Origin of the sequence: Pedobacter nyackensis (assembly GCF_900176505.1) — a bacterium.
Taxonomy (GTDB): Bacteria; Bacteroidota; Bacteroidia; order Sphingobacteriales; family Sphingobacteriaceae; genus Pedobacter; species Pedobacter nyackensis.
The window spans coordinates 1-23,833 of record NZ_FWYB01000004.1 but is presented as its reverse complement, the minus strand read 5'-3'; the positions used below and the strand labels follow the sequence as shown (position 1 = coordinate 23,833).

Annotated in this window: 22 protein-coding genes; 14 read left to right on the top strand and 8 right to left on the bottom strand. The window is 37.5% G+C overall.

The features are described 5' to 3' along the window. Positions 1 to 327 precede the first annotated feature (327 nt). Positions 328 to 1,551, top strand: a complete 1,224-nt coding sequence (locus B9A18_RS09955; protein WP_084289146.1) for an ROK family transcriptional regulator — start codon at positions 328 to 330, stop codon at positions 1,549 to 1,551. A 43-nt stretch (positions 1,552 to 1,594) separates the two neighbouring features. Here the strand turns inward: B9A18_RS09955 and B9A18_RS09950 are convergent, their stop codons facing one another. Next, positions 1,595 to 2,383, bottom strand: a complete 789-nt coding sequence (locus tag B9A18_RS09950) for a sulfite exporter TauE/SafE family protein (RefSeq protein ID WP_084289145.1) — start codon at positions 2,381 to 2,383, stop codon at positions 1,595 to 1,597. A gap of 125 nt (positions 2,384 to 2,508) precedes the next feature. Further along, positions 2,509 to 5,682, bottom strand: coding sequence for a TonB-dependent receptor (locus tag B9A18_RS09945; protein WP_084289144.1), 3,174 nt, complete (start codon positions 5,680 to 5,682; stop codon positions 2,509 to 2,511). A 333-nt stretch (positions 5,683 to 6,015) separates the two neighbouring features. On the opposite strand from B9A18_RS09945, the gene lpdA reads away from it, so the two are divergent. From lpdA to B9A18_RS09915, 6 genes are all read left to right on the top strand, one after another. Beyond that, positions 6,016 to 7,404 carry a dihydrolipoyl dehydrogenase gene (lpdA, locus tag B9A18_RS09940; protein WP_084289143.1) on the top strand — a complete coding sequence of 463 codons (1,389 nt, stop codon included), beginning with the start codon at positions 6,016 to 6,018 and terminating at the stop codon, positions 7,402 to 7,404. A 195-nt stretch (positions 7,405 to 7,599) separates the two neighbouring features. Further along, positions 7,600 to 8,442 (top strand): MBL fold metallo-hydrolase, encoded by an 843-nt coding sequence (locus B9A18_RS09935; protein WP_084289142.1) that lies wholly within the window; start codon positions 7,600 to 7,602, stop codon positions 8,440 to 8,442. 142 nt (positions 8,443 to 8,584) lie between these two features. Next, the gene (locus B9A18_RS09930) at positions 8,585 to 8,914 is read left to right on the top strand and encodes a YegP family protein (RefSeq protein ID WP_084289141.1); all 330 of its coding nucleotides are present in this window, start codon (positions 8,585 to 8,587) and stop codon (positions 8,912 to 8,914) included. 380 nt (positions 8,915 to 9,294) lie between these two features. Then, positions 9,295 to 10,155 (top strand): sigma-70 family RNA polymerase sigma factor, encoded by an 861-nt coding sequence (locus B9A18_RS09925; RefSeq protein ID WP_008242129.1) that lies wholly within the window; start codon positions 9,295 to 9,297, stop codon positions 10,153 to 10,155. 130 nt (positions 10,156 to 10,285) lie between these two features. After that, entirely contained in the window at positions 10,286 to 11,734 is a 1,449-nt protein-coding gene (locus B9A18_RS09920; protein WP_084289140.1) for a glyceraldehyde-3-phosphate dehydrogenase, read from the top strand. Positions 11,735 to 11,809: 75 nt separating this feature from the next. After that, entirely contained in the window at positions 11,810 to 12,766 is a 957-nt protein-coding gene (locus tag B9A18_RS09915; RefSeq protein ID WP_084289139.1) for a M28 family peptidase, read from the top strand. 3 nt (positions 12,767 to 12,769) lie between these two features. On the opposite strand, the gene B9A18_RS09910 is transcribed toward B9A18_RS09915, so the two are convergent. The 5 genes from B9A18_RS09910 to B9A18_RS09890 form a co-directional block, all read right to left on the bottom strand. Beyond that, entirely contained in the window at positions 12,770 to 13,036 is a 267-nt protein-coding gene (locus B9A18_RS09910) for a hypothetical protein (RefSeq protein ID WP_084289138.1), read from the bottom strand. A 147-nt stretch (positions 13,037 to 13,183) separates the two neighbouring features. Beyond that, positions 13,184 to 14,824: a S41 family peptidase gene (locus B9A18_RS09905; protein ID WP_084289137.1), complete on the bottom strand. Its 1,641-nt coding sequence runs from the start codon at positions 14,822 to 14,824 to the stop codon at positions 13,184 to 13,186. A 45-nt stretch (positions 14,825 to 14,869) separates the two neighbouring features. Beyond that, positions 14,870 to 15,478: a haloacid dehalogenase gene (locus B9A18_RS09900; RefSeq protein WP_084289136.1), complete on the bottom strand. Its 609-nt coding sequence runs from the start codon at positions 15,476 to 15,478 to the stop codon at positions 14,870 to 14,872. Continuing rightward, the gene (locus B9A18_RS09895) at positions 15,468 to 15,809 is read right to left on the bottom strand and encodes a hypothetical protein (RefSeq protein WP_084289135.1); all 342 of its coding nucleotides are present in this window, start codon (positions 15,807 to 15,809) and stop codon (positions 15,468 to 15,470) included. Before B9A18_RS09895 ends, B9A18_RS09900 begins: the two co-directional genes overlap by 11 nt. After that, positions 15,806 to 16,456, bottom strand: a complete 651-nt coding sequence (locus B9A18_RS09890; RefSeq protein WP_084289134.1) for an ABC transporter ATP-binding protein — start codon at positions 16,454 to 16,456, stop codon at positions 15,806 to 15,808. Before B9A18_RS09890 ends, B9A18_RS09895 begins: the two co-directional genes overlap by 4 nt. A gap of 120 nt (positions 16,457 to 16,576) precedes the next feature. On the opposite strand from B9A18_RS09890, the gene B9A18_RS09885 reads away from it, so the two are divergent. The 7 genes from B9A18_RS09885 to B9A18_RS09855 all read left to right on the top strand — a co-directional run bounded on the left by B9A18_RS09885 (position 16,577) and on the right by B9A18_RS09855 (position 22,490). Next, positions 16,577 to 17,206, top strand: a complete 630-nt coding sequence (locus tag B9A18_RS09885; RefSeq protein WP_084289133.1) for a hypothetical protein — start codon at positions 16,577 to 16,579, stop codon at positions 17,204 to 17,206. Then, positions 17,206 to 17,502 carry a winged helix-turn-helix domain-containing protein gene (locus B9A18_RS09880; RefSeq protein ID WP_084289132.1) on the top strand — a complete coding sequence of 99 codons (297 nt, stop codon included), beginning with the start codon at positions 17,206 to 17,208 and terminating at the stop codon, positions 17,500 to 17,502. Before B9A18_RS09885 ends, B9A18_RS09880 begins: the two co-directional genes overlap by 1 nt. A gap of 54 nt (positions 17,503 to 17,556) precedes the next feature. Beyond that, positions 17,557 to 17,859, top strand: a complete 303-nt coding sequence (locus B9A18_RS09875) for a hypothetical protein (RefSeq protein WP_084289131.1) — start codon at positions 17,557 to 17,559, stop codon at positions 17,857 to 17,859. Positions 17,860 to 17,885: 26 nt separating this feature from the next. Continuing rightward, positions 17,886 to 19,544, top strand: coding sequence for a DUF4153 domain-containing protein (locus B9A18_RS09870; RefSeq protein WP_084289130.1), 1,659 nt, complete (start codon positions 17,886 to 17,888; stop codon positions 19,542 to 19,544). Between the two features lie 11 nt (positions 19,545 to 19,555). Then, positions 19,556 to 20,311 carry a ferritin-like domain-containing protein gene (locus B9A18_RS09865; RefSeq protein WP_084289129.1) on the top strand — a complete coding sequence of 252 codons (756 nt, stop codon included), beginning with the start codon at positions 19,556 to 19,558 and terminating at the stop codon, positions 20,309 to 20,311. Between the two features lie 41 nt (positions 20,312 to 20,352). Then, a complete protein-coding gene (gene sucC, locus B9A18_RS09860) occupies positions 20,353 to 21,543 on the top strand; it encodes an ADP-forming succinate--CoA ligase subunit beta (protein WP_084289128.1) in 1,191 nt (396 codons plus the stop codon). 221 nt (positions 21,544 to 21,764) lie between these two features. Beyond that, positions 21,765 to 22,490, top strand: a complete 726-nt coding sequence (locus tag B9A18_RS09855) for a TonB-dependent receptor (RefSeq protein ID WP_084289127.1) — start codon at positions 21,765 to 21,767, stop codon at positions 22,488 to 22,490. A 36-nt stretch (positions 22,491 to 22,526) separates the two neighbouring features. Here B9A18_RS09855 and B9A18_RS09850 read toward each other — a convergent pair whose 3' ends face one another. Further along, positions 22,527 to 23,591 carry an IS110 family RNA-guided transposase gene (locus tag B9A18_RS09850; protein ID WP_084289126.1) on the bottom strand — a complete coding sequence of 355 codons (1,065 nt, stop codon included), beginning with the start codon at positions 23,589 to 23,591 and terminating at the stop codon, positions 22,527 to 22,529. Positions 23,592 to 23,833 lie beyond the last annotated feature (242 nt).

Genomic DNA, 23,833 nt, shown 5'->3' with positions numbered 1-23,833 from the left:
TCCAGATATAAAAACACAGGTCAGATGTTTTTCTTTAATCCAGAATCAAAAGCAATGTGAATATACATATATTTTAATAACATCAAAATATATTTTATTTTTTTTAAGTAAGTCGCTGTAAATAAAATATATTATTTTAAATATAGAGTAAAAATCATTCAATTACTATTTTAGAATAAAAAGTAAGCTTCACACTTTCAGCAACTTCCTTTTTCTTTTAAATATCAAACAAAGTTTCCTTTGATTGTGAATAATTAAGCTTTAATTTGTGTTAAGCAAACCCTTTATAACAAGGTTTAACAAAAAGTAGAAATTGCAAATATAACTATGGGAAAAACTTTTTTTGAAGAATTAAACAACGAAAACGTAACAGGCGTTGCTTATAAAAATGTTAGCCTAAAAAAAACTGTCCTCAGCTATTTTGCCAATGTAGGCAATGCAACCATAGCTGATCTTTGTAAAGAACTCAACCTTAGCGCTCCTAAAGTCACAGCTCTATTGGCCGACCTGATACAAGATGGACTCATAAAAGACTACGGAAAAGTAGAATCTACCGGGGGCCGCAAGCCTAACCTTTATGGTTTAGTGCCTGATTCTGCTTTTTTTATTGGCGTAGATATTAAACAAAACCATATCAATATTGGCTTGTCAGACCTTCAAAAAAACCTGATTAAAGTATCAGAAAAAATACCTTATAAGCTCGACAACAACAAAGAATCACTTGAATCGCTCTGTACACTTATTAACGATTTTATTACCGAGCTTACCATTCCAAGAGAAAAGTTGCTGGGCATAGGCATAAACTTAACAGGAAGAATCAATTACGCCACGGGTTATAGCTATAGTTTTTTCTATTTCAACGAAGAACCGTTGAGCAAAATCATTGAATCTAAAATAGGCATCCGTGTTTTTCTTGAAAACGACTCCAAATCTATGGCTTATGGAGAATTCTCTGCTGGTGTAGTGAATCATGAAAAAAACGTATTGTTTTTAAACCTGGATCACGGGATCGGATTAGGAATTCTGGTCAATGGTCAGCTTTACTATGGGAAGTCGGGTTATTCCGGAGAATTCGGACACATTCCACTTTTCAATAATGAAATCATTTGCCAATGCGGTAAAAAAGGCTGCCTTGAAACTGAAGCTTCTGGCTGGGCATTAACCCGCATGTTTAAAGAAAGACTATTGGAAGGTTCTTCGTCCATTTTAACAAAAAACAAGAACAGTGCAGACATCAAAATGGAAGACATCATCAATGCTGCCAATAACGACGATGTGCTGGCTATAGAATTAATTGCCAAAATTGGAGAAAATCTTGGTCGCGGTATCGCTTTACTCATCAACCTATTTAACCCCGAGCTGGTGATTTTAGGTGGAAGTCTTGCCGCTACAGAAGAATACATCAGGCTTCCTATAAAGAGTGCAATCAACAAATACTCATTGAGTCTGGTTAACCAGGACACCATTTTAAAAATGTCTAAACTAGGCGAACGTGCAGGCCTTATAGGCGCATGCTTATTGGTACGCAACCGCTTGCTATCTCTGTCTTAATATTCATGGGGTAGTTTCTATAATTACCCCATGAATATTAGTTTTATAAAAGTTCCTTTAATAGGATAAAGACTCCCATAACCAATACAAACCAGCCAAATCCAATTTTTAATTTGCCACCGTTAAGACGCGCTCCGAGTAATCCACCAGCAAAAACTCCCATAATAGCTAAACCTGTTACGCTTAACAGCAAAGGCCAGTCCATATGAAAATGACCGATATCAGCGGTAAAACCGATAAGGGAATTCAAAGCAATAATAAGCAACGAAGTACCTATTGCTTCTTTCATTGGCAGCCCCATCAGTACCACCAATGTTGGTATTAAAAGAAAACCACCCCCGGCACCCAACAATCCTGTTGTAAAGCCAATCCCCAATCCATAAAGCACCATTTTGGGAAGATTTAAGCTAGGCGGAACCACATTGCTTTCACACTCCTTACGCCCCTTTATCATTGAAACTGCTGCTGCGACCATCAGAATTGCAAAAAGCACCATCATAAACATATGTGAGGTAAACACAAAATGATTAGTAGTAAAAATATGTTCAGGAATTATTGGAATAAGTAATTTGCGGGTAAGCCATACTGCAACTATAGAGCAAAGACCAAACATAAAAGCTGTCCTCATTTGTATGAAGCCTAGTTTATAGTTCTGATAGGCGCCCACCAGACTGGTTAGCCCAACCACAAACAATGAATATGAAGTAGCCATTAAAGGATCAATGCCAAATAGGTATACCATTACAGGGACTGTTAAAATAGATCCACCACCACCGGTAAGGCCAAGCGAAATACCAATAAAAGCTGAAGCAACATATGCTAAAATTTCCATCCTTAAATATAATAAGGTGCAAAGATGTGAAATGGCGGGATATATCGTAGCGATTTTACTACTTAAAAGAAAAATCCCTGTTCCTTTATCAGAAACAGGGATTTTACCTTTACAACAATTGATGATTAGTTGAATAAATATCTAATACCAATTTGTCCTTGCCACCTTGAAGCAAATGGAGACACACTGTATGCTCTGTTATCAGCAGGAGCTTTAAAGTTAAAGCCTCTATTAGCATTGTTAGTTGTACTATAGTTAACAAGTGTAGATGCACTATTGGTAACAAAATATGATCTACCCCAGTCTTTATTAAGCAGGTTACCAAAATTGATAATATCAATTGATAATTGTAGCCTGTTTTTAGTACCATGAATCATACCACCAAGATCTTGCATGATACGTACATCAAACTGATGCTCCCAAGGCATTTTCGAACCGTTACGCTCCGCATACTGACCTCTACGCTGACTTAAATAAGGATCGTTTGCAATGTAACTATCAAGCGCTGCCCATTGTTCAACAGGAGTTGGCGTATTAGGAGTAATACTGATCACACCAGTTGAACTTCTTGTATAATAAGGCACCAGTTTAATTTCACTTGCATTTCTTGGCACATAAAGTAAATCATTCTGGTTTGCACTATCATTGTTAACATCACCAAAATACAGGTAAGTATATGGTGAACCAGATTTACCTGTATAGAACATCGAAATTGAAGTACCAAAAGTTTTGTTTTTACCGTAGCTAACACCATAAGACAAGCTACCGATTACACGATGTCTAAGATCGAAATTAGAGTATGAAAGTTCTGGGTTATTTGCATCAGCAACGATTTGGTTGAACTGCCAGTTCGATAAAGCAGTACTATTTAAACCGCTATTCACATCCTCAGATTTACCATAAGTATAGGCAGCCATTGCACTTAAACCAAAATCAAATGATTTAGACAACTGACCTGTTAAGCTATATGATGATCCTTTGCTTGAGTTTTCAAGTAACAGAACATTGGTAAAAGTTGTATTTACTTTTCCAGCATAAGCAGGTCTTGTATCCTGACCACCTGAAAGATCTGACGCAATAACACCATTTCTTCCTAAAAGATTGATGTTCTTATAAACCACATTATTTACTGTTTTAGAGTACAATCCATCAACAGTAGCCAACACACCACCAGGTAATTTAATATCTGCTCCTAAACTGTAACGAAGTGTTTGAGGAATTCTAAAATTATTAGCCAAAAGATTCACCTCATAACTTGCAGCCGCAGCACCTGCTGTATTTTGCTTATTAGGGTCTGGAATAAAAGCAAGTGGACGAGTAGCTGAATTAGTCACATCAACACTACCATAAAGTTTACCGCTATTGGTAAACTGGTTAGCCATCCATACAAATGGAACACGACCAGTAAATAAACCAATACCACCCCTAACTTGTAAGTTTCTTTTGCCATCTACATCCCAGTTGAAACCTATTCTTGGTGAAACAAGTAATTGTCCGCTTGGCAATTTATCGGTTGCCATTCCAGGGAACACTGAAGACACCAAAGGATTGGCCAATGGCTTATCAAAGAACAAAGGAACATCCACCCTTAAACCTGCTGTCAACTTAAACGTCTCATCAAGTTCAATTTCATCCTGAAAATAGAATCCTAATTGCGCTGCAGAAAATTGAGCTGCAGGGCGGTTATCATCAGGTAGGATTGAATAAGCAGCCTGAACCCTGTTAGGAGCTTTATTATAGAAATCAGTAATATTATTATACTGCCATGATCCATTGACATTATTAATAAATAGGTTTCTGAATTTAAAGAATTCGTTATGCGTACCTAAGGTAAAAGTATGTTTACCGGCAAACAGCTTAAGGTTGTCTGTAAATTCAAAAACATCCTGATCTAACTGATTCGCTGCAGAACTTCTTTCCGTACCGAAAGTTACCGACTGAGTGGAAACATTGTTCATGTTATTGATTTGAATTTGAGGAAACAGCACACCCAATGGATCTCTGCTATCTCTGATTCTTGAATAACCAACAATTAAGTTATTAGATAGATTTTGATTGAAACGGCTTCTTAATTCTAATACAGATACATTTTGATTGTTACTGAATTTGTAACCATTATTACCAAAACGGAATCCTGAACCACTTCTTGTTAAGTTATCATCAAAGGCGTCGATATAGTTATGACGCACTGTCAATTGGTGTTTATCATTGATATTCCAATCTAAGCGTGCCAATATCTTATTGCTTTGCGTTTGCGTTTGACTCTCACCAAAAGAACCTACATCATAGCTATAGTTTGTCTTCATGAAATCAGCAATTTTTTGCGCGTCAGTCGGATTAATAACAGACCCCACATCACCTGCATTAAAAGTAGTAGGTTGTTCAACACGGGTCATCTCTCCACTCACGAAGAAAAACAACTTATTTTTAACAATCGGCAATCCAACACGCACACCGTAAGTCCTGTTATAGAACTCAGTTGCTCTCGTATTTAAACCATCAACGCTTTTACCAATTGTATTTTGATTTCTACCAAAAAAGTAAGCAGATCCTTCAATATCATTTGTTCCTGAACGGGTAATTGCATTCACACCACCACCAGTAAAGTTACCTTGAGTAACGTCATAAGGCGCAATCAATACCTGAATTTCCTGAATCGCATCCAAAGAAATTGGCTGAGTACCAGCCGGACCACCTGGGGTACCATTTGAAGACAAACCAAAAACGTCATTATTTACCGCACCATCAATCGTAATGTTATTGTAACGATTATTAGATCCTGCGAAAGAGTTTCCGTTAGCTTGCGGCGTTAAACGTGTAAAATCAGAAAGACTTCTGCTTATCGTAGGCATGGTCTCTAACTGCTTCTCACTCACTGTTGTCGACGCACCAGTTCTTTTACTGTTCAATACAGTACTGTTTTTACCAACAACCTGTACTTCCTGTAAATCCTGGCCACCTTCAGTCAATTTAATTCTAAGTGTGAAAGTCTCACCTAACTTAAGAAAAAGACCTTCAATTTTCTCTGCTTTGTAGCCTACATAACTAGCAGTAACGGTGTAAGGTCCACCTGTATTAATATTCACAAAATTATAGCGACCATCGGTATTAGATGTAGCTACATACTTTGTTCCGGTCGGATTATGGACAGCAACTACTGTCGCTCCCGGCATAGGCCCCTTTGCATCAGCAACGGTTCCATTTAAACTGGACGTAGTAACCTGTGCATTCGCAGTGGAAATAAATCCAACGAAAGCAAAAACAATTGCTACGATTTTAAATAGTAAAGATTTCTTCATTCTTTTTTAAGCTAGTTAATAATGTTTCTTTTAAATGATATAACTGAAAATATGGCAGCAAAATTAAAAATTTATTATGCAAGCATTCTATTTTCAATGTTAAATAATTATTAAGAAAGCCAATATTTTTCAACATTTAACATATAACTTAAATATATAACTCACGGTTTATCAATTATTTATATCAATTCCATATAAACACGGAATCTGAAATAAAGTGTTTAAACTACACTTAACAAACAAATCACACAATCCTATATCGGTAAAACATATTTAATGAACATTTTTTTTTAATTTTGGCGCTTTACTAAGTTAAATTCCTTTATTAAAGATATGAACTACGATGTAATAGTAATAGGCAGCGGTCCTGGTGGATATGTGGCTGCGATCAGAGCTTCTCAGTTAGGTTTAAAAACTGCAGTAGTTGAACGCGAATCTTTAGGTGGAATATGCCTTAACTGGGGCTGTATACCTACTAAAGCATTATTAAAAAGTGCTCAGGTATTTGAATATATTAACCATGCCGCTGAATATGGTATTAAAACCGCTGAAGCTGAGGCAGACTTTGCTGCTGTTATCAAACGCAGTCGTGGTGTTGCTGAAGGCATGAGCAAAGGTGTTCAGTTCTTGATGAAAAAGAACAAAATTGACGTAATCATGGGTACCGGAAAAGTTAAAGCCGGTAACAAAGTAGAAGTTAAAGCTGCTGACGGTACACAAAAAGAATATACAGCTACCAGCATTATATTGGCTACTGGTGGAAGATCAAGAGAATTACCTAACCTAAAACAGGATGGTAAAAAAGTGATCGGCTACAGACAAGCTATGGTATTGCCTGAACAACCAAAATCTATGGTTGTTGTAGGTTCTGGCGCTATAGGTGTTGAGTTCGCTTACTTCTACGCTACGCTTGGAACTAAAGTTACCATTGTTGAATTTATGGAAAACGTAGTTCCTGTTGAAGATGAAGACGTATCAAAACAATTGTTACGTAGCTTCAAAAAAGCAGGTATCGAGATCATGACTTCTTCAAGTGTTGAATCTGTTGATACTAGTGGTGCTGGCTGCAAAGTTCAGGTTAAAACTGCTTCTGGCATGCAAACATTAGAGTGCGATATCGTACTTTCTGCTGCTGGTGTTGTGGCTAACATCGAAAATATCGGTTTAGAAGAAACAGGCATCAAAACCGAAAAAGGTAAGGTAGTTGTTGATGAATTCTACAACACTTCAGTAAAAGGATATTATGCAATTGGCGATATCGTTAGCGGTCAGGCCCTTGCTCACGTTGCTTCTGCAGAAGGTATTATATGTGTAGAGAAAATTGCTGGTCACAAGCCAGAGCCTTTAGATTACAACAACATTCCTGGATGTACTTACTGCAGTCCTGAAATTGCTTCTGTAGGTTATACTGAGAAAGCTGCCAAAGCTGCAGGTTATGAAGTGAAAATTGGTAAGTTCCCATTCTCTGCTTCAGGTAAAGCTAGCGCTGCCGGTGCAAAAGATGGTTTTGTAAAAGTTATCTACGATGCAAAATATGGTGAATTGTTAGGTGCCCACATGATTGGCGCTAACGTTACTGAAATGATTGCAGAAATAGTAGTTGCCCGTAAATTGGAAACTACCGGTCATGAAATGTTAAAAGCAGTACACCCACACCCTACAATGAGTGAGGCGATTATGGAAGCTACTGCAGATGCTTATGGTGAAGTAATCCACTTATAACTAGCAAAATATTTACGAAGAAGGGGGTTGTATCTAGATGATACAACCCCTTTTTCATTAACCAAAACGCAAATAAAAGCCTAAGCATTGGTACAGTGAATTTGGCTATTTATCGTCTATATTGTGATTATATTTACGACACTAGCTATTATTCATCGCAAAATTTATATTTGCAACAACTAACCGATATATTCTATGAATTTACACACTATTGATACAGGCCTATTCAAACTAGATGGTGGCGCCATGTTTGGCGTAGTACCAAAATCTATATGGCAACGAAACAATCCGGCAGATGCCAACAATATGTGCACCTGGGCCATGCGTTGTTTACTGATAGAAGATGGCGATAGGCTGATATTAATAGATAACGGAATTGGTGACAAGCAAGATGAGAAGTTTTTTGGGCATTACGACTTGCATGGTGATGATACCTTAGACAAGTCACTGGCAGCAAAAGGCTTTAGCAGAGATGACATTACTGACGTATTTTTAACACACCTGCATTTTGATCATTGTGGAGGCTCTATCATTCGGGTTGGCGACAGGCTACGTCCGGCTTTCAAAAATGCTTTTTACTGGAGCAATGCCCAGCACTGGGATTGGGCAGTAAACCCCAACGACAGAGAAAAGGCTTCCTTTTTGAGAGAGAACATCTTACCGATACAGGAAAGTGGACAACTTAGGTTTGTTGCCGATAAAGATGGTGTAGAATTTCACAAAGGGATTAATATCCGCTTTGCTTATGGGCATACCGATGCGATGATGCTGCCGCAAATACAATATAAAGACAAGACTATTGTTTACATGGCTGATCTACTCCCATCTGTTGGTCATATTCCCCTACCCTATGTAATGGCTTATGACATGTTTCCATTGCAAACCCTAAAAGAGAAAAAAGCCTTCCTGCAGGAAGCAACAGATAAACAATATATACTATTCCTGGAGCACGATCCAATTCATGAATGTTGCACCTTACAACAGACGGAAAAGGGCATTAGACTTGATCGCACATTTGACTTAAACACCATTTTGTAATCACTGATAATATTTCTTTAATTCCGCTGGCATTCAGACTGTCATAAAATGATATTTATTCTTTTTTGGTTGCAATTATATAATGCTTTTTATAAATTGGATTATAAATATCAACCTAAGTAAACATTAATAAAAAAGAATTATGAGTAAGTTTGAAATCACCACTAGAAAAAACGGAGAGTTTCAGTTCAATCTAAAAGCAGGCAATGGTCAGGTTATTTTAGCAAGCGAAGGCTATTCAAGCAAAGGCGCTTGCCAGAATGGCATTGAATCAGTTAAAAAGAATTCGCAAGATGACAGCAAGTTTGAAAGAAAAACGTCATCCAATGGCAAGCCTTATTTCAATTTAAAAGCCAGCAACGGACAAGTTATTGGCAATAGTGAAATGTACGAAAGCGAGTCGAGCCGCGAAAATGGAATTGAGTCGGTTAAGAAAAATGCACCGGAGGCACAAATTTCAGACTTGAGTTAACTAGCCTTTTCCTTCACAATTAAGCGGCTGTCCCAAAATTTATTTACTATTCTTGTAAGTATTCCTTTATTTTCGGACAGCCGCTTACTATTTACAAGGTTTATCAGGCCATATCAATCTTATCTAGATCGTTACATAATGAAGCCCTCAACCGTATATGATTATCTATCAACATGCAAATTGTGAATCACAATTTCGCCTTTGCTATACTTACAAAATAAAAACACTGACAAATGTACTTTGGAATAATTTTTGCTGCATTCAATATATACAAATTACTGTTGTAAAGTGTAACATTTTCAGGAATTTATGTTTCAAAAATGCCTTTAAATTCTTACTTTTGCACGTTCAAAACACATAACGAGTACCAAAACATATAAATGAGACAACTCAAAATCACGCAATCAATTACCAATCGCGAAAGTCAATCATTAGACAAATACCTTCACGAGATTGGTAAAGTGGATTTAATCACCGCAGAAGAAGAAGTAATATTAGCAAGGAAGATACGGGAAGGAGATCAGGCTGCATTAGAACGTTTAACAAAAACCAATTTACGTTTCGTTGTTTCGGTAGCTAAGCAATATCAAAATCAAGGTTTAACCCTAGGAGATTTAATTAACGAAGGTAACCTTGGTCTGATTAAAGCCGCTAAGCGTTTTGATGAAACTAAAGGTTTCAAATTTATATCATATGCCGTTTGGTGGATTCGTCAATCTATTTTGCAAGCTATTGCTGAGCAAAGTCGTATTGTGCGTTTACCATTAAACCAGGTAGGCTCTTTAAGTAAAATCAGTAAAGCATTCTCAAAATTAGAGCAAGAGTATGAGCGTGAGCCTTCTCCTGAAGAATTGGCAGACATTTTAGAAACTACGGTAGATAAAATCTCAGACACTTTAAGTAACTCAGGTCGCCATGTATCTATGGATGCTCCTTTCGTTCAAGGTGAAGAAAACACTTTGCTTGACGTATTGGAAAACCATGAGCCAAACACGGATAGCAGCTTAATCAACGAGTCGCTTTCTGAAGAAATTAAACGCTCATTGTCTACTTTAACAGAACGCGAACGTGAAATCATCGTATTGTTCTTTGGCTTAAGCACCAACCATCCCCTTTCATTGGAGGAAATTGGTGAGAAATTTAACCTGACCCGCGAACGTGTTCGTCAGATTAAAGACAAAGCTTTACAACGTCTACGTCACACTTCAAGAAGTAAAATATTAAAATCATATTTAGGTTAAACGCCTTGTCGTACTGAATTTACTTCAGAACGCGACGGTAAAATCCTTCATAAAAATTATAAAGCAAAAAAGATTGGGTACTCGCTCAATCTTTTTTACTTTTGCAGCATTCTAACCAAAAAATTCTGACATGTTAAAGAAGTACCAATCTGAGTTCCAAAACTGGATTGAAAAAGAAAAGAAAGCAATTGAATTAATCAATATTGTGGGACAGCTTTGGTTCGACAGATCTGTTGAACTTGTATTATTCCGTAAGCCTTTATTCGATGTAGGCAGCAGCGAGATCCTTGCACACCATCAGTATGCAAAAGAAGTAAGTGGAAAAGACATTAGTATCTATGAAACATTAGAACTAGCTACCACCATCGCTAAATGTAACCTGGCCCCTTCAAGGGTAGATATTGGCCGACTAGCTTCAGAATGGCTGACAGACAACAACGACTATCCGTCTATGCACGACTTCGTAGTTAACAAATTAAGCAAACACATAGGTAAAGATAAAATTAGCTTAAAACCTAAAGATGTAGTGCTTTTCGGTTTTGGTCGTATTGGAAGAATTGCCGCTAGAGAGCTTATTCTACAAGCTGGAAAAGGTGAACAACTTCGCTTAAGAGCAATTGTAACCCGCAGCTATAGCGATGAAGAACTGATTAAAAGAGGCGAATTATTACGCACAGATTCAATTCATGGTCCTTTTAATGGAACCATCATCGAAGATTTTGAAAACAAAGCATTGATCATCAACGGTCAAACCGTTCATTTCATTGAAGCCTCATCACCGGAATCAGTAGATTACACAGCTTACGATATTGAAGATGCCCTTTTAATTGATAATACCGGTATTTACCGCGATCGTGAAGGTTTGGGTAGACACCTTAAAGCTAAAGGCATCAGCAAGGTGTTATTAACCGCTCCTGCCAAAGGCGATATCCCTAACGTAGTTGCAGGAATCAATGACTCTGAAATTGACTTCAATGTAGAAAACATTTTATCAAATGCTTCATGTACTACAAATGCGATCGTACCGGTACTAAAAATAGTAGACGATGCTTTTGGCATTGAAAAAGGACATATAGAGACCGTACACTCTTACACAAATGACCAGAATTTACTGGACAACTATCACAAAAAGTATCGCAGAGGTCGCTCAGCAGCATTGAACCTGGTAATTACCGAAACCGGTGCTGATAAAGCTGTAGCGAAGGTAATTCCTCATTTAGGTGGAAAGCTGACTGGAAACGCAGTGCGTGTTCCTACACCAAATGTTTCACTTGCAATACTGAACTTATCTTTAAATAAAATAACGTCTAAAGAAGAGGTATCTGAAGTATTGAAACAAGCTTCATTGTTTGGGGATTTGTCTGAACAAATTGAGTATTCAATTTCCAATGAATTGGTGAGCACTGACCTGATTGGAAATAGTCACGCTTCTATTATCGACGGTCCTGCAACCATCATTGCAAAAGACAATAAGTCGGTAGTGCTTTATACATGGTACGACAACGAATATGGCTACACCAGACAGGTTATTCGTCTGGCTAAAAAAATGGCCGGCGTAATCAGGTTAACTTATTACTAGATCACCTAATAGTCCAACTAAAAGGCCTGTTCAATAATCATTGGACAGGCCTTTTAATTTAATTATCTTTACATAATGTTGAAACTCATTCATATGAATACTTATCTGCTTTTATCACTAGGCTTACTGCTAAGCTGTAGTACCGTAAAAAAACCTGCTATTACATCGTCCGATAAGCAGCTACTAAGTGATGTGGAGATCTTATCTTCCGATAGTTATGAAGGGCGTAAAACCGACACTAAAGGTGCTGAGATGGCCAGAACATACCTAAGCAACCGATTTAAAGCAATTGGCTTAAAATCTTTCCCTCAATCACCAAACTACGAGCAACCTTTTTCATTTGAAACAAAAAATGGCATAGTTAAGGGCAAAAATATGATTGCCTTTATTGAAGGGAAAAGTGATCAGGTGATCGTAATTTCTGCACACTATGACCACATAGGGATCATTAATAATGAAATATACAATGGTGCTGATGACAATGCATCAGGTGTAGCAGCTTTATTAAAATTCGCGACTTATTATATGGAGCACAAACCTAATCACACCATAATTTTTGCTGCTTTCGATGCAGAAGAAATGGGCTTTCAGGGGGCTAAAGCATTTATAGCCAATCCACCGGTCAGCATAAGTAAGATCAGTCTAAACATTAATATGGATATGATCAGTCGAAATGAAAAGGGAGAGCTTTATGCCTGTGGTACTTTTAAATATCCAGCCTTAAAGAATTATTTCTATACTACTAACCCAAAATTAAAGGTGCTTTTTGGTCATGATGACCCTAAATTGGGGAAAGATGACTGGACCAATCAGAGTGATCATTCAGCCTTTAACGACAAGAATATTCCTTTTATTTATTTTGGTGTGGAAGACCATAAAGATTACCACAAGGCTACTGATGATTATAAGAATATCAATAAAACATTCTTTATCGATGCCAGCAACTCCATTCTGGAAATCATTATTAACATCGATAAAGAACGTGATATTCAGAAATTATTTCACGAAAAGATACAAATGAAAAAACAGTAAGGTTTAAAAATCGATAGCCAGTAAGCAGTTTAAAGGAATATGTATTCCATTTTTTAGTTGAAGAAATTTCTCCGTAGCCGACCATACGGTTGTAGAAACCGTTTTCGGACCTTCTTTCGTGTTGAACGTAATATCCGATTTTGATTTAAACTCATTCCCTAAACGCTGTGCTGCGTTCAATTTCACTCTCAATTCTTCGGTGTGATTCTGATCAGCAGGAATGATCTGACTGATGTCTATCGCTTCTTTCTCTATTAATTCCCCTAACATAATTATATTGGCTTAATTCCTGATTAAACATACATTTAATCTACTGAAACACAATAAAACAAAAAAAGAGCCATAATTCAAAGGTATTTACACAATTATATATATAAAATTCACAATATATAGTTAAGACTCTTGATTAACAGGCTTTTATTTATTACGCCTTCTTGCTTCAATCATCCCAATGAATTCTTTGGTCTGATTCAATCCACCTAAACTTGATTTGGAGCCTAATCCATCGGTCGATACACTCATTACCCGATTCCTTGACACTACACTAGTTGTAACTGTCTTAGGTACCAAAACGTCTATTGCAGATGCTAATAAGTATTCAGATGGATCACCAAAATCATAATTCGCAAAATCCCTGTCATTTATAACATCAGGTGTCATACCTCCATAATACCCCCCTTGGTCCAGTGCATTCTTAGTTTCAAACATAGAATAATAGACATCGTATTTATTCTGAATCCGTATCGGAAAAAATCCAATCGGTTTACCATAAGTTTGTACGCCAACTAACTTCACATTCATCTTAGGCTTCAAGCTGTTAATAACTAACTCACTTGCAGAAGCTGTATTGCCAGTAACAATAAATACAATATTAGTAACATTAGCCAATGTCCCTTTTTTACTAAACGAATAGGTGTTCCTGGCTAGACTAAAATCCAAATCATCAAAACTATTCAACATCCTGCCATTACTATATCGTATTTTATCATTATCATCCAGCAGGGGCTGATTTTTTAAAATAGTAGCCTGATGATTCTGCATAGTTGAATTATAGTACTCCTTATACATTACTCCTGTTGCAGTTGACGGAGCAATCAGATTAACCAAATATTCAGCCATATCTACATATCCACCACCATTATACCTTAAATCAATCACCAGGTCTGTAACCGATTGTGAAGCGAAATCTTTAAAAGCTGCATCCAAAACAGCCTCAGAATTTGCTTTACTTGAAAAGCGTGCATAAGCCAGATACCCTATTTTTTTTGCACCAACAGTTAATACATTGGTTTTAAATATAGGGTTGCTCTTATATAGTGACTTAGTTAAAGTACCTGAAAAAGGAGTACCATCAGTTCTAAAACCTTCAATCTTTATTGAAGCAGGATTACCATATATAGCATCATTTATAGTGTTTACTTCGCTATTAAAATTCGCCACAGTACCTATAGCCACATTATTTATTTTTGTGAGATAAGCTCCACGGGTAAGCCCCAATCCATCTGCAGGAGACCCTTTATCGACAGCTTTAATGAAAAGTTTATAATCAGGAGAAGTGCTGCTATTTCTAACGGCACTTACCGCTAAAATACCAACATCATTACCATTACCATCTAAATTCACAGTAGCTTCCGTACTTGCGAGTACAGCAACAGGATTACGATTAGCTAAATCCTCTATATAAGAGTACTTAGGTCTGTTCGGATCAGAGGCTCTGTACTCATAAGCCTGGCTTGTAGCAGGGTTTATTTTATATTTAGTAATAGCAAACAACTCGCTATCGTAATTAATACCGTAATTTCTGGGCGTAAAATCATCATATGAAGGCAATGCATCATTCCAATAATACACCTCCTTTGCATAAAGGAATAAAGAATCGTTGGTCAACTGTGTTCTATCAGTGGTGGGTGTCTGCTTAGTATTTGGACCAGCATTACGAGGTCCAGGCGTAACTGGTTCAGGTGTAATTCTCGACTTTTTACAAGCGCCCATAGACAGCACTGTAATAAGAAGCATTAGCAGGAGCGTTGGTTTCTCCAACAAAAAGATGGATTTCATTTCAAAAGTTTTAAGTAAAGTAAAGTTAACTAAACTAAAACGATTTTATTGCCCAAATAGTTCATTTACAAACAAATAATCCATTTTATTACTTAACGCTGAACTTTCTGCAAATGAGGAACTTCCGATCAACAATGCCCCATCTTTTTCAATCTGATGCTGCTCCATAATTTCTTTCATAGCTTCGGCTTCGGTTTCGAACTCCTCTGTAAAGAATACCGTCAGGTATTTTTCAAGTCCATTCCACTCCGTTTGCTTAATTTTATTGAGCTGCATGGCAGGATTTCCCCTTACCAATAAAAAGATTTGCTTACGCTCTAAAACAATCGCCTGCAGAAGGCTAAGTACTTCATTATATATCAACAGCTTAAGTGGCAACCGAACACTGAGCAGCAACATCTCAAAATTAACCTTATACTTTTCAGGTATATTGAACTTTGCTGCAGTTTTAGCGAAAATATCAACTTCACCCTCCTCCAGATAAGTTTGCTGCATGAAAGCGAGAACATCAGCCGAATTTAACTGCTCTCCGTACTCTATAAACTGCGCAAACAGATAATACACCTGTAAATAATAATCCTTTTCAGGATAGATCACATTGTCTAATTCGAAAATAAAAGACTGCTTATCTTTTAGGTATTTTTCAGTGTTCATCAGAAGGTACTTGAGGGATAACCATACTAGCCTCAGCCGGCAATACTTTAATATTAAACTCTTCAAAAAGGACAGTCGATTTTTCAACTTGTTCTATTTCAAAAGCATTCAAAACCACCACAGCATCAACTGCCTCATTAAGACAATGATTTAACAGGTTATGCGCTATAATAGCGTCGTTTCTTTCTCCTAATGAAAGGAATGTATATCTGGTTGATGGAAAATTAGGCATATCGCCATAATCCGCTAATACGATAGCATCATCATCAGTAAACAATTTGGCCTGTTTCAGGGCCTGTGCCGACTTCCCGCCGGTTATTAATATCCTCATATAATTAAGCCATCTTTCATGGTTACTACTCTATCACTTATTTTTGCCAGATCTTCGTTATGGGTAACAATAACAAAGGTTTGCTGAAAATTATTACGGAGTGTAATAAAGAACTCATGCAGCGCATTGGCATTCGCCGAATCTAAATTACCGGATGGTTCATCCGCAAGAATAATTGCAGGATTATTGATCAATGCTCTCGCAACCGCGACGCGTTGCTGTTCTCCGCCTGACAACTCATTTGGCTTATGGTCTGCCCTATCCTTTAAACCTAACAGATCCAGCAATTCCATAGCCCGTTGCTCGGCCTGTTTTTTCGGTGTTTTTGCTATAAAAGCAGGGATACAAACGTTTTCTAAAGCGGTAAACTCAGGTAACAAATGATGAAACTGAAACACGAAACCGATATTACGGTTGCGAAAAATGCTCAGTAGCTCACCAGAAAGTTTGCTCACTTTAGTACCTTTCAGCTCAACCTCCCCCTGATCGGGTTTATCTAAAGTGCCTAAAATATGTAAAAGTGTACTTTTACCCGCACCAGAGGCACCTATAATACTTACAATCTCGCCTTTTGACACTTCAAAATCTACACCTTTTAATATTGGCAGATTTCCATAAGCTTTTGTTATACCTGTGGCTTTTAACATAGCTGCAAACTTACAAAAACATAGCAGAAGGTTAAACAAATATACCAGAACAAATAATCCTAAATATTTCTTGGATGTTCAGAATTATACTTTAACTTTGAAAAACAAAGTACTTTCAAAATGAACAAGCAGGAAGAACAACTCAATGCACTGAACGACATCAAAAAACTGATGGACCGTTCATCCCGATTTATTTCTTTAAGCGGTTTATCCGGAGTTTTTGCAGGATTCACAGCCTTGGTTGGTGCTTATCTTGCGCATGGAGAGATCGCTAACTACCTGAATGGCACTTACACATACGGTTCTTCAATAGAAGATCTGGAATTTAATCTGCTTAAGATAGGTTTTGGTGTATTGCTTGTAGCGTTGACCGGTGGTTTGCTGCTCACTTTAAGACAAAGCAGAAAAAAGAACTTGCCATTTTGGGACAGAACTACTAAAAACTTATTGTTGAATTTAGCGATCCCCCTCGTTTCTGGCGGACTGTTTATTGTAGCTTTACTACTTGCTCATCCCGGTACTTATGGATTAATCGCTCCCTCCTGCCTGGTTTTTTACGGACTCGCCTTAATTAACGCCAGCAAATACACGTATACTGATATTCGTTTTTTAGGCTTCTGTGAAATTATACTTGGATTAATTGCCATGTTTAACATTGGCTATGGTTTGTATTTCTGGGCAATTGGGTTCGGTGTACTTCATATCTTTTATGGAACGCTGATGTACTTTAAATACGAAAGGGGGAATTAATGAAAAATCCCATAGAGGCCCTAAATAAGATATTCGACAGCCGAATCAGATTAGGCGTGATGTCGGTATTGATAGTTAATGACAGCATTAGTTTTAACGAACTGAAGCAATTGCTGGAACTAACTGATGGCAATCTTGCCTCCCATCTGAATACACTGGAACAGGCACAATACCTAAAAGTTCAAAAATCATTTATAGGAAAAAAAACGAATACAACATATATCCTTACAGAGCTCGGCAGACACGCTTTTAAAGCACATTTAGATGCTTTAGAAAAAATGATTAAGGGTATTTAATTTTTTTTTGCACGATCACTTTGAATTACAAAGCACTTTTAAATATCTAAAAAAATGGAAACAACATCAATCGACCAAATCACCGCTATTGGCAAAGGTTTCGCAAAATACTCCTTTCTGATAGGAACAGCATTGTTTTTAATATATATCGTAACAAAGTTTAACCCACTGATCTACGTAGGGCTCTTATACCTCTCCACTGCTATGATAGGTAATCTAATTATTCTGCTTACACTGCTCATTACCATCATCATTTATCCCAAAGACTACCTCCTATTAAAAACGGCTACGATCATGTTACTAAATCTTCCCATAGCTTTTTTATACCTGTTAATCATTACCGAAATCCCCCTCTAACCGCTCTAACTTAATCTTACACAACCATGGAAACTACATCAATCAACCAAGTCACAACTCCTATGAAACTGCGAATAGACTTACAGCTTATTTCAACCCTGGCTGGTGGCATACTATTCAGTCTTCTCTTTTGGATGGAAAAGCAAGCCCTTAACTTACTGATCTACTCCCTGTTTATACTCGTTATTATCCTACTTGACCCGGAAAAACGAAAAAACAAAAAACTATATCTCTCATGTGGAGCCCACCTTCTGGCAGCCATACTGGTCGTAATAAACCAATCCATTCTTACCATTATAACCTGGTACATCAGTCTGGCCATCATGGTGGGATTTGTTCATTTTCAGTTACTAAGAAGCGTTTTCACCAGTCTCCTTGCCGCCTTTCTACAATTTATAACAGCACCACTAAACCTGGTAAAAAAAATGATGACTCCTTATTTCAAAGACTTCTCTTTTAAGCCTGTATTCCAAATCATTAAATACATCTTTATTCCATTTATTGCCCTTCTTTTTTTCAGCGTACTTTACAGTGCCAACCCCATATTTTCCAACTATATGAATCAAATTACCTCAAGCATAGGCGATTTGATCGACACCGTTTTCTATTTCTTTTTTGATGATTTGAGCTTCCTCCGTCTGATGCATCTCATTTTAGGAATGCTCATCACCGCAGCGGTATTCATCAGCCTGAAAGGCATCAACTTAGAAAGATTTGAAGCAAGTTTCAGTGAGCAGTTGATCCGTAGACGAAGGGATCAGAAAAACAACTCATTTGTGCACGAAATCATCGCAGTTTTTGCCGGCAGCATATTAAAACGGACTATGGCTTTAAAAACAGAAAACATCATTGGTATCCTATCTTTTCTGGTTCTAAACCTCCTGTTACTTTCTTTAAATGTAATTGACGTCAGTTCCTTATGGCTCGGTAAAGATGAAAGCCTAAAAAGCGCCAGCTATTCTGCTGAACTTCATGATGGAACCAATGCATTAATACTAAGTATCATTATGGCAATGCTGGTGATTCTTTATTTTTTCAGAGGAAATTTAAACTTCTACCAAAAGAATAAAACCATCCGTGTACTTGCTTATCTCTGGATCGCCCAGAATATCTTCCTGATTTCCTCTGTTTTAATTAGAGATTTCAATTACATAAATGCACTTGGTTTAACTTATAAACGTATTGGGGTTTTAATATTCTTACTGCTCTGCACTATAGGTCTTATTACTGTTTACCTCAAAGTCGCAAAGCAAAAAACTCTTTTCTACTTGTGTAAAGTAAACGGTTTTGTATGGTATGTCCTTTTGCCAGCCTTTGGTTTCGTAAACTGGGACGCTTCCATTGTGAGATACAACATCAATAACAGAAATACGACCGCCTTAGATCTGGATCATTTACTTAGCTTCTCTGACAAAACTTTGCCGCTGTTAAATGAAAATAAACAACTGCTTTCAAAATACCTGAATAATTCCAGCTACGCGTATGAAATGGTATATGACACTACCACCCAGCGTAATATTCGCAAGGAGAATACTGACATGGAGCAACTAAAGGGGTTTGAAAAAGACCTGAATCGGCGCATCGATAATTTTAAAGAAACCTATAAACGGACAACCTGGCGCTCCTGGAACTACCGCGACTGGAAAACCCAGCAATATTTAGTTAAAAACCGGCTATCACACTAACATCTAAACCTATGCACGACTCACTGTACTGGATAAATTATTTTAGTCAAAATCTCAAAAAACAAAGGATCGACTGGAGCACTGCCCCTACTTTGACATCAACGGAGAAAGAAAACATTTTAGCCGCTCTGCAAGCCTGGCAACTGGGCGAAACATCAGAGGGAACTAATCTGGTAAATGCGGCGACCAAGCATGCAAAACAACTTAATGATCCCCATTACACCGATGCTATAAAATTATTCATTAAGGAGGAGCAAAAACACGGCAATAATTTAGGGCGATATATTGATCTGATAGGTGAACAAAGAATTAAAAAAGACTGGGGCGACAGTTTGTTTAGAAAAATGAGAGGTTTAAATACACACATGGAATTCTGGACCATCGCAGTAATCACTGTCGAGAGTACAGCTCAGATTTTTTATCAATGCCTGAAAGATGCCACAGAATGCAAGCTGCTTAGACAAATATGTACAGACATTTTAATTGATGAAGCTGCGCATATTAACTTTCAAATTGAGCGATTAAGCCTATTATACAACCATAAAAACCCATTTATGAGGATAATCACTTATTACTTTTATACGGTGTTCTATTTTTCTACTACGCTCGTGGTTTGGTTTGCACACAAGAGACTATTTAAGGCTGGACGAGTCAATTTCAGCAACTACTGGATGAAGATGAAACTCAAATTTAAAAAGACCATAAAAAAACTAAAACCGGAGCCTGAAAATATAAACATTGAAAATACCTATAGCCATTTGTTATAAAGCTTTTGAAGTTGTAGATTTGAACAAATTTTTTCAGCATAATGAATATCCACGAATATCAAGGTAAAGAAATACTTAAAAGTTTTGGAGTAGCCGTACAAGAAGGTGTAGTAGCCGACACGGTAGAGCAAGCTGTAGAAGCTGCTAAAAAAATGAAAACTGACTACAATTCTGACTGGGTTGTAATTAAGGCTCAGATCCACGCAGGTGGTAGAGGTAAAGGCGGGGGCGTAAAGCTGGCTAAAAACCTTGATGAGGTTAAGGAAAAAGCTACTGCTATCTTAGGTATGCAGTTGGTAACTCCACAAACTGGTCCAGAAGGAAAGAAAGTTAACAAAATTTTAGTTGCTCAGGACGTTTACTATCCAGGTGCATCTGAAACCAAAGAATTTTACGTAAGTGTGCTGTTAAACCGTGCAAGCGGAAGAAACATCATCATGTACTCTACCGAAGGTGGTATGGACATCGAAGAAGTTGCTGAACACACTCCTCACTTAATTTTTAAGGAAGAGATCGATCCTAAAGTAGGCTTACAAGGATTCCAGGCTCGTAAAATCGCTTTCAACTTAGGTTTAAGCGGTGGTGCTCATAAAGAAATGGTAAAATTTGTTACTGCTCTTTACAAAGCTTACGACAGCACTGATTCTGCTATGTTTGAAATCAACCCTGTGTTAAAAACTTCTGATGACAAAATCATCGCAGTTGATGCTAAAGTTGACTTAGACGAGAATGCTTTATTCCGTCATCCTGATTATGCAGCAATGCGTGATAAATTGGAAGAAGATCCTACAGACGTAGAAGCTAGCGAATCAAACCTTAACTATGTAAAACTTGACGGTAACGTAGGTTGTATGGTTAACGGTGCAGGTTTAGCGATGGCAACTATGGACATCATTAAAATTGCTGGTGGTGAGCCTGCTAACTTTCTTGACGTAGGTGGTACTGCAAACGCACAAACAGTAAAAGCAGGTTTCAATATCATTCTTAAAGACCCTAACGTAAAAGCAATCCTTATCAATATCTTTGGTGGTATTGTACGTTGCGACCGTGTTGCTCAAGGTGTTATTGATGCTTACAAAGAGATCGGTGACGTTCCAGTTCCAATCATCTGCCGTTTACAAGGAACAAATGCAGTTGAAGCAAAACAATTAATTGACGATTCAGGCTTAAAAGTATATTCAGCAATCGCATTGAAAGATGCAGCTGATCTTGTTACTAAAGTATTGGCATAAGCCATAAACAAAATCATATGAAAAAAGCTGCCTTCACAAGAGGCAGCTTTTTTTTGTCCCCTCCCCACAAGTGCTTCAATTTCGTCGAAGTATTAAGCCAATTGGTCGTTCGTTTCTTAATGTTTGTCCAATTTCCTGTAAATGCTGCAACGTATTCGGATTAATCGCGTCTTATTAAAACGCACGCTCGATTTACACAACCGAAAACAAAACTACAAGCCATGGAAACGATTAAAATATCTTTATCTATTGTTGTATCTATAGCTCTTTTATCAATAGGCGCAGCTTATGCCCAGTCAAACAATATTACAGGTGAAATATCAGGTAAAGTATTGGATGAAACACAGAAAGCCTTTCCCTATGCATCCGTTACGTTACTGGACGCCAAAGATTCAACATTAGTAAAAGGAACACTCAGTGCCGATAACGGCAGCTATACATTAGCAAACCTTAAACAAGGTGCTTATCTCGTAGCTTTTTATGTGGTTGGCTACAAAAAAACATACAAAGGCCCCTACACAATCAGCGCTATCAACCAGTTGCACAAACTTGACCCTACACAACTAACACAAGATAGCAGACAACTAAAAGGTGTTGAAATTGTGAAACAAAAGCCTTTAATAGAACGACAGGTAGATAAGACAGTAATCAATGTGGAAAACAGCACATTGGCTGTTGGCAATTCTGCACTTGACATCCTGCAAAAATCTCCAGGTGTAACGGTCGACAAAGACGGAAAGATTAGCCTGAGAGGTAAACAGGGGGTAAATGTCATGCTAGATGGTAAACCTACTTACCTATCCTCCGAGCAATTAGCCAATCTATTGCGTAGCACAGAAGGAAGCGCTATACAATCTATCGAACTGATCACTAACCCTTCAGCTAAATATGATGCTGCAGGAAATTCAGGAATCATCAACATCAGGTTAAAAAAGGTACTGTTTTAAAATCCAAATATTTAGACAAAAAAGTATTTTTGTAATCTAAAGAAGTTCAACTACTGAACTATCTTGTGTAGTCTCGATTATCGGATCGGGACTACTTCCTTTATAATTTTCCATAAACTCAGTATCATTTTTCCAAAGGGTATAGATTAGAATTAGTAATTTCCTCTGTATAGCAACTTGGCCTACCATTTTAGAGCTTTTTTTCTGGTTTATTCTCATGTAGATTTCCTTTAATGACTCATTGTATCTGCATGCTACCATTGCAGGAAAATAGAGTGCATTCCTGATATACCTATTTCCTTTCTTAGATATTCTTGTCTTTCCCTTTATTGATGTTCCAGATTCCCTTTGCACAACATCATAGCCTGAATAGCTCACAAGTTGCTTAACGCTACCAAACTGCTTAAAACCCATAGTTTCAGCAAGAATTGTAGCAAGAGTAATAAGGCCGACGCCTCTTATTGTCAACAACTTTCTTACTTTTTCCTTCAGAACCCTGTCGGCTTCTAGAAGTTTCTTGATTTCAATTAGACATTTTGCAATTTCTTTATCTATCTCGACAATCAATTTCTTGTTGCTTTTGATGATGAAATTTTGAATGTCATGTGAGCAATCCTTACTATGCTTAATGTTCCCAAGAGCAGTTTTCTGCTCCTGCAGTTGAACATAATACCGGGTTAGATTCCTAAGCTGCAACAATGCTGCAGGAGGTGGAGCCCATGACTTATGGATTCGCTCTATCCCAAACTGGCTGAGTATTCTCGCATCAACTGCATCTGTCTTTGTCTTGATGTTTAGGCTGGAAAAATAGTGCTTTGAGGTATTGGGTAGCACAACGTGAACCGTTTTCTTGATCTTGTAAAGGTGGTGCGCCAAATGTTCATAGTAAACACCTGTAGCTTCCATCAGGAATACAAGCTCTGTTCCAGCAACAATAATGCTTTTCGCCCACCGTAGCAATTGATTAAAACCCTTGGTGTCGTTACTAAAATCTAAAGACTTTGAGAACGTTAATTTACCGTCCTCTAAACGCTGACATAGACATGCAGTAAATTTAGTTTTTGAGATATCTATCCCAATTGATTGTTTTGTAATAGCCATAATCAAGAATTTAAATCGTATCGACTTAATCCTCCTTCGTCTATCCTTTTGTTTTATTCAGGCTCGTTATAGCGGCCTTAAGTACTGTTCAGACTCCTGAGAATGAAATCGTGTGGATCATCCCTTTTTTACGGTATAGCTGGAAGCTTACCAAGACCGAATTGATCTCACACGAACAGTCAATACATTTTGCATAACAACAATATAATGACCTTTTTAAAATTCTCAGTAAATATAAAAGA

Bases quoted from the DNA above. Each gene is read 5' to 3' on its own strand.
- B9A18_RS09955 (WP_084289146.1), top strand. From the start codon at position 328: ATGGGAAAAACTTTTTTTGAAGAATTAAACAACGAAAACGTAACAGGC.
- B9A18_RS09950 (WP_084289145.1), bottom strand. From the start codon at position 2,383: ATGGAAATTTTAGCATATGTTGCTTCAGCTTTTATTGGTATTTCGCTT.
- B9A18_RS09945 (WP_084289144.1), bottom strand. From the start codon at position 5,682: ATGAAGAAATCTTTACTATTTAAAATCGTAGCAATTGTTTTTGCTTTC.
- lpdA (WP_084289143.1), top strand. From the start codon at position 6,016: ATGAACTACGATGTAATAGTAATAGGCAGCGGTCCTGGTGGATATGTG.
- B9A18_RS09935 (WP_084289142.1), top strand. From the start codon at position 7,600: ATGAATTTACACACTATTGATACAGGCCTATTCAAACTAGATGGTGGC.
- B9A18_RS09930 (WP_084289141.1), top strand. From the start codon at position 8,585: ATGAGTAAGTTTGAAATCACCACTAGAAAAAACGGAGAGTTTCAGTTC.
- B9A18_RS09925 (WP_008242129.1), top strand. From the start codon at position 9,295: ATGAGACAACTCAAAATCACGCAATCAATTACCAATCGCGAAAGTCAA.
- B9A18_RS09920 (WP_084289140.1), top strand. From the start codon at position 10,286: ATGTTAAAGAAGTACCAATCTGAGTTCCAAAACTGGATTGAAAAAGAA.
- B9A18_RS09915 (WP_084289139.1), top strand. From the start codon at position 11,810: ATGTTGAAACTCATTCATATGAATACTTATCTGCTTTTATCACTAGGC.
- B9A18_RS09910 (WP_084289138.1), bottom strand. From the start codon at position 13,036: ATGTTAGGGGAATTAATAGAGAAAGAAGCGATAGACATCAGTCAGATC.
- B9A18_RS09905 (WP_084289137.1), bottom strand. From the start codon at position 14,824: ATGAAATCCATCTTTTTGTTGGAGAAACCAACGCTCCTGCTAATGCTT.
- B9A18_RS09900 (WP_084289136.1), bottom strand. From the start codon at position 15,478: ATGAACACTGAAAAATACCTAAAAGATAAGCAGTCTTTTATTTTCGAA.
- B9A18_RS09895 (WP_084289135.1), bottom strand. From the start codon at position 15,809: ATGAGGATATTAATAACCGGCGGGAAGTCGGCACAGGCCCTGAAACAG.
- B9A18_RS09890 (WP_084289134.1), bottom strand. From the start codon at position 16,456: ATGTTAAAAGCCACAGGTATAACAAAAGCTTATGGAAATCTGCCAATA.
- B9A18_RS09885 (WP_084289133.1), top strand. From the start codon at position 16,577: ATGAACAAGCAGGAAGAACAACTCAATGCACTGAACGACATCAAAAAA.
- B9A18_RS09880 (WP_084289132.1), top strand. From the start codon at position 17,206: ATGAAAAATCCCATAGAGGCCCTAAATAAGATATTCGACAGCCGAATC.
- B9A18_RS09875 (WP_084289131.1), top strand. From the start codon at position 17,557: ATGGAAACAACATCAATCGACCAAATCACCGCTATTGGCAAAGGTTTC.
- B9A18_RS09870 (WP_084289130.1), top strand. From the start codon at position 17,886: ATGGAAACTACATCAATCAACCAAGTCACAACTCCTATGAAACTGCGA.
- B9A18_RS09865 (WP_084289129.1), top strand. From the start codon at position 19,556: ATGCACGACTCACTGTACTGGATAAATTATTTTAGTCAAAATCTCAAA.
- sucC (WP_084289128.1), top strand. From the start codon at position 20,353: ATGAATATCCACGAATATCAAGGTAAAGAAATACTTAAAAGTTTTGGA.
- B9A18_RS09855 (WP_084289127.1), top strand. From the start codon at position 21,765: ATGGAAACGATTAAAATATCTTTATCTATTGTTGTATCTATAGCTCTT.
- B9A18_RS09850 (WP_084289126.1), bottom strand. From the start codon at position 23,591: ATGGCTATTACAAAACAATCAATTGGGATAGATATCTCAAAAACTAAA.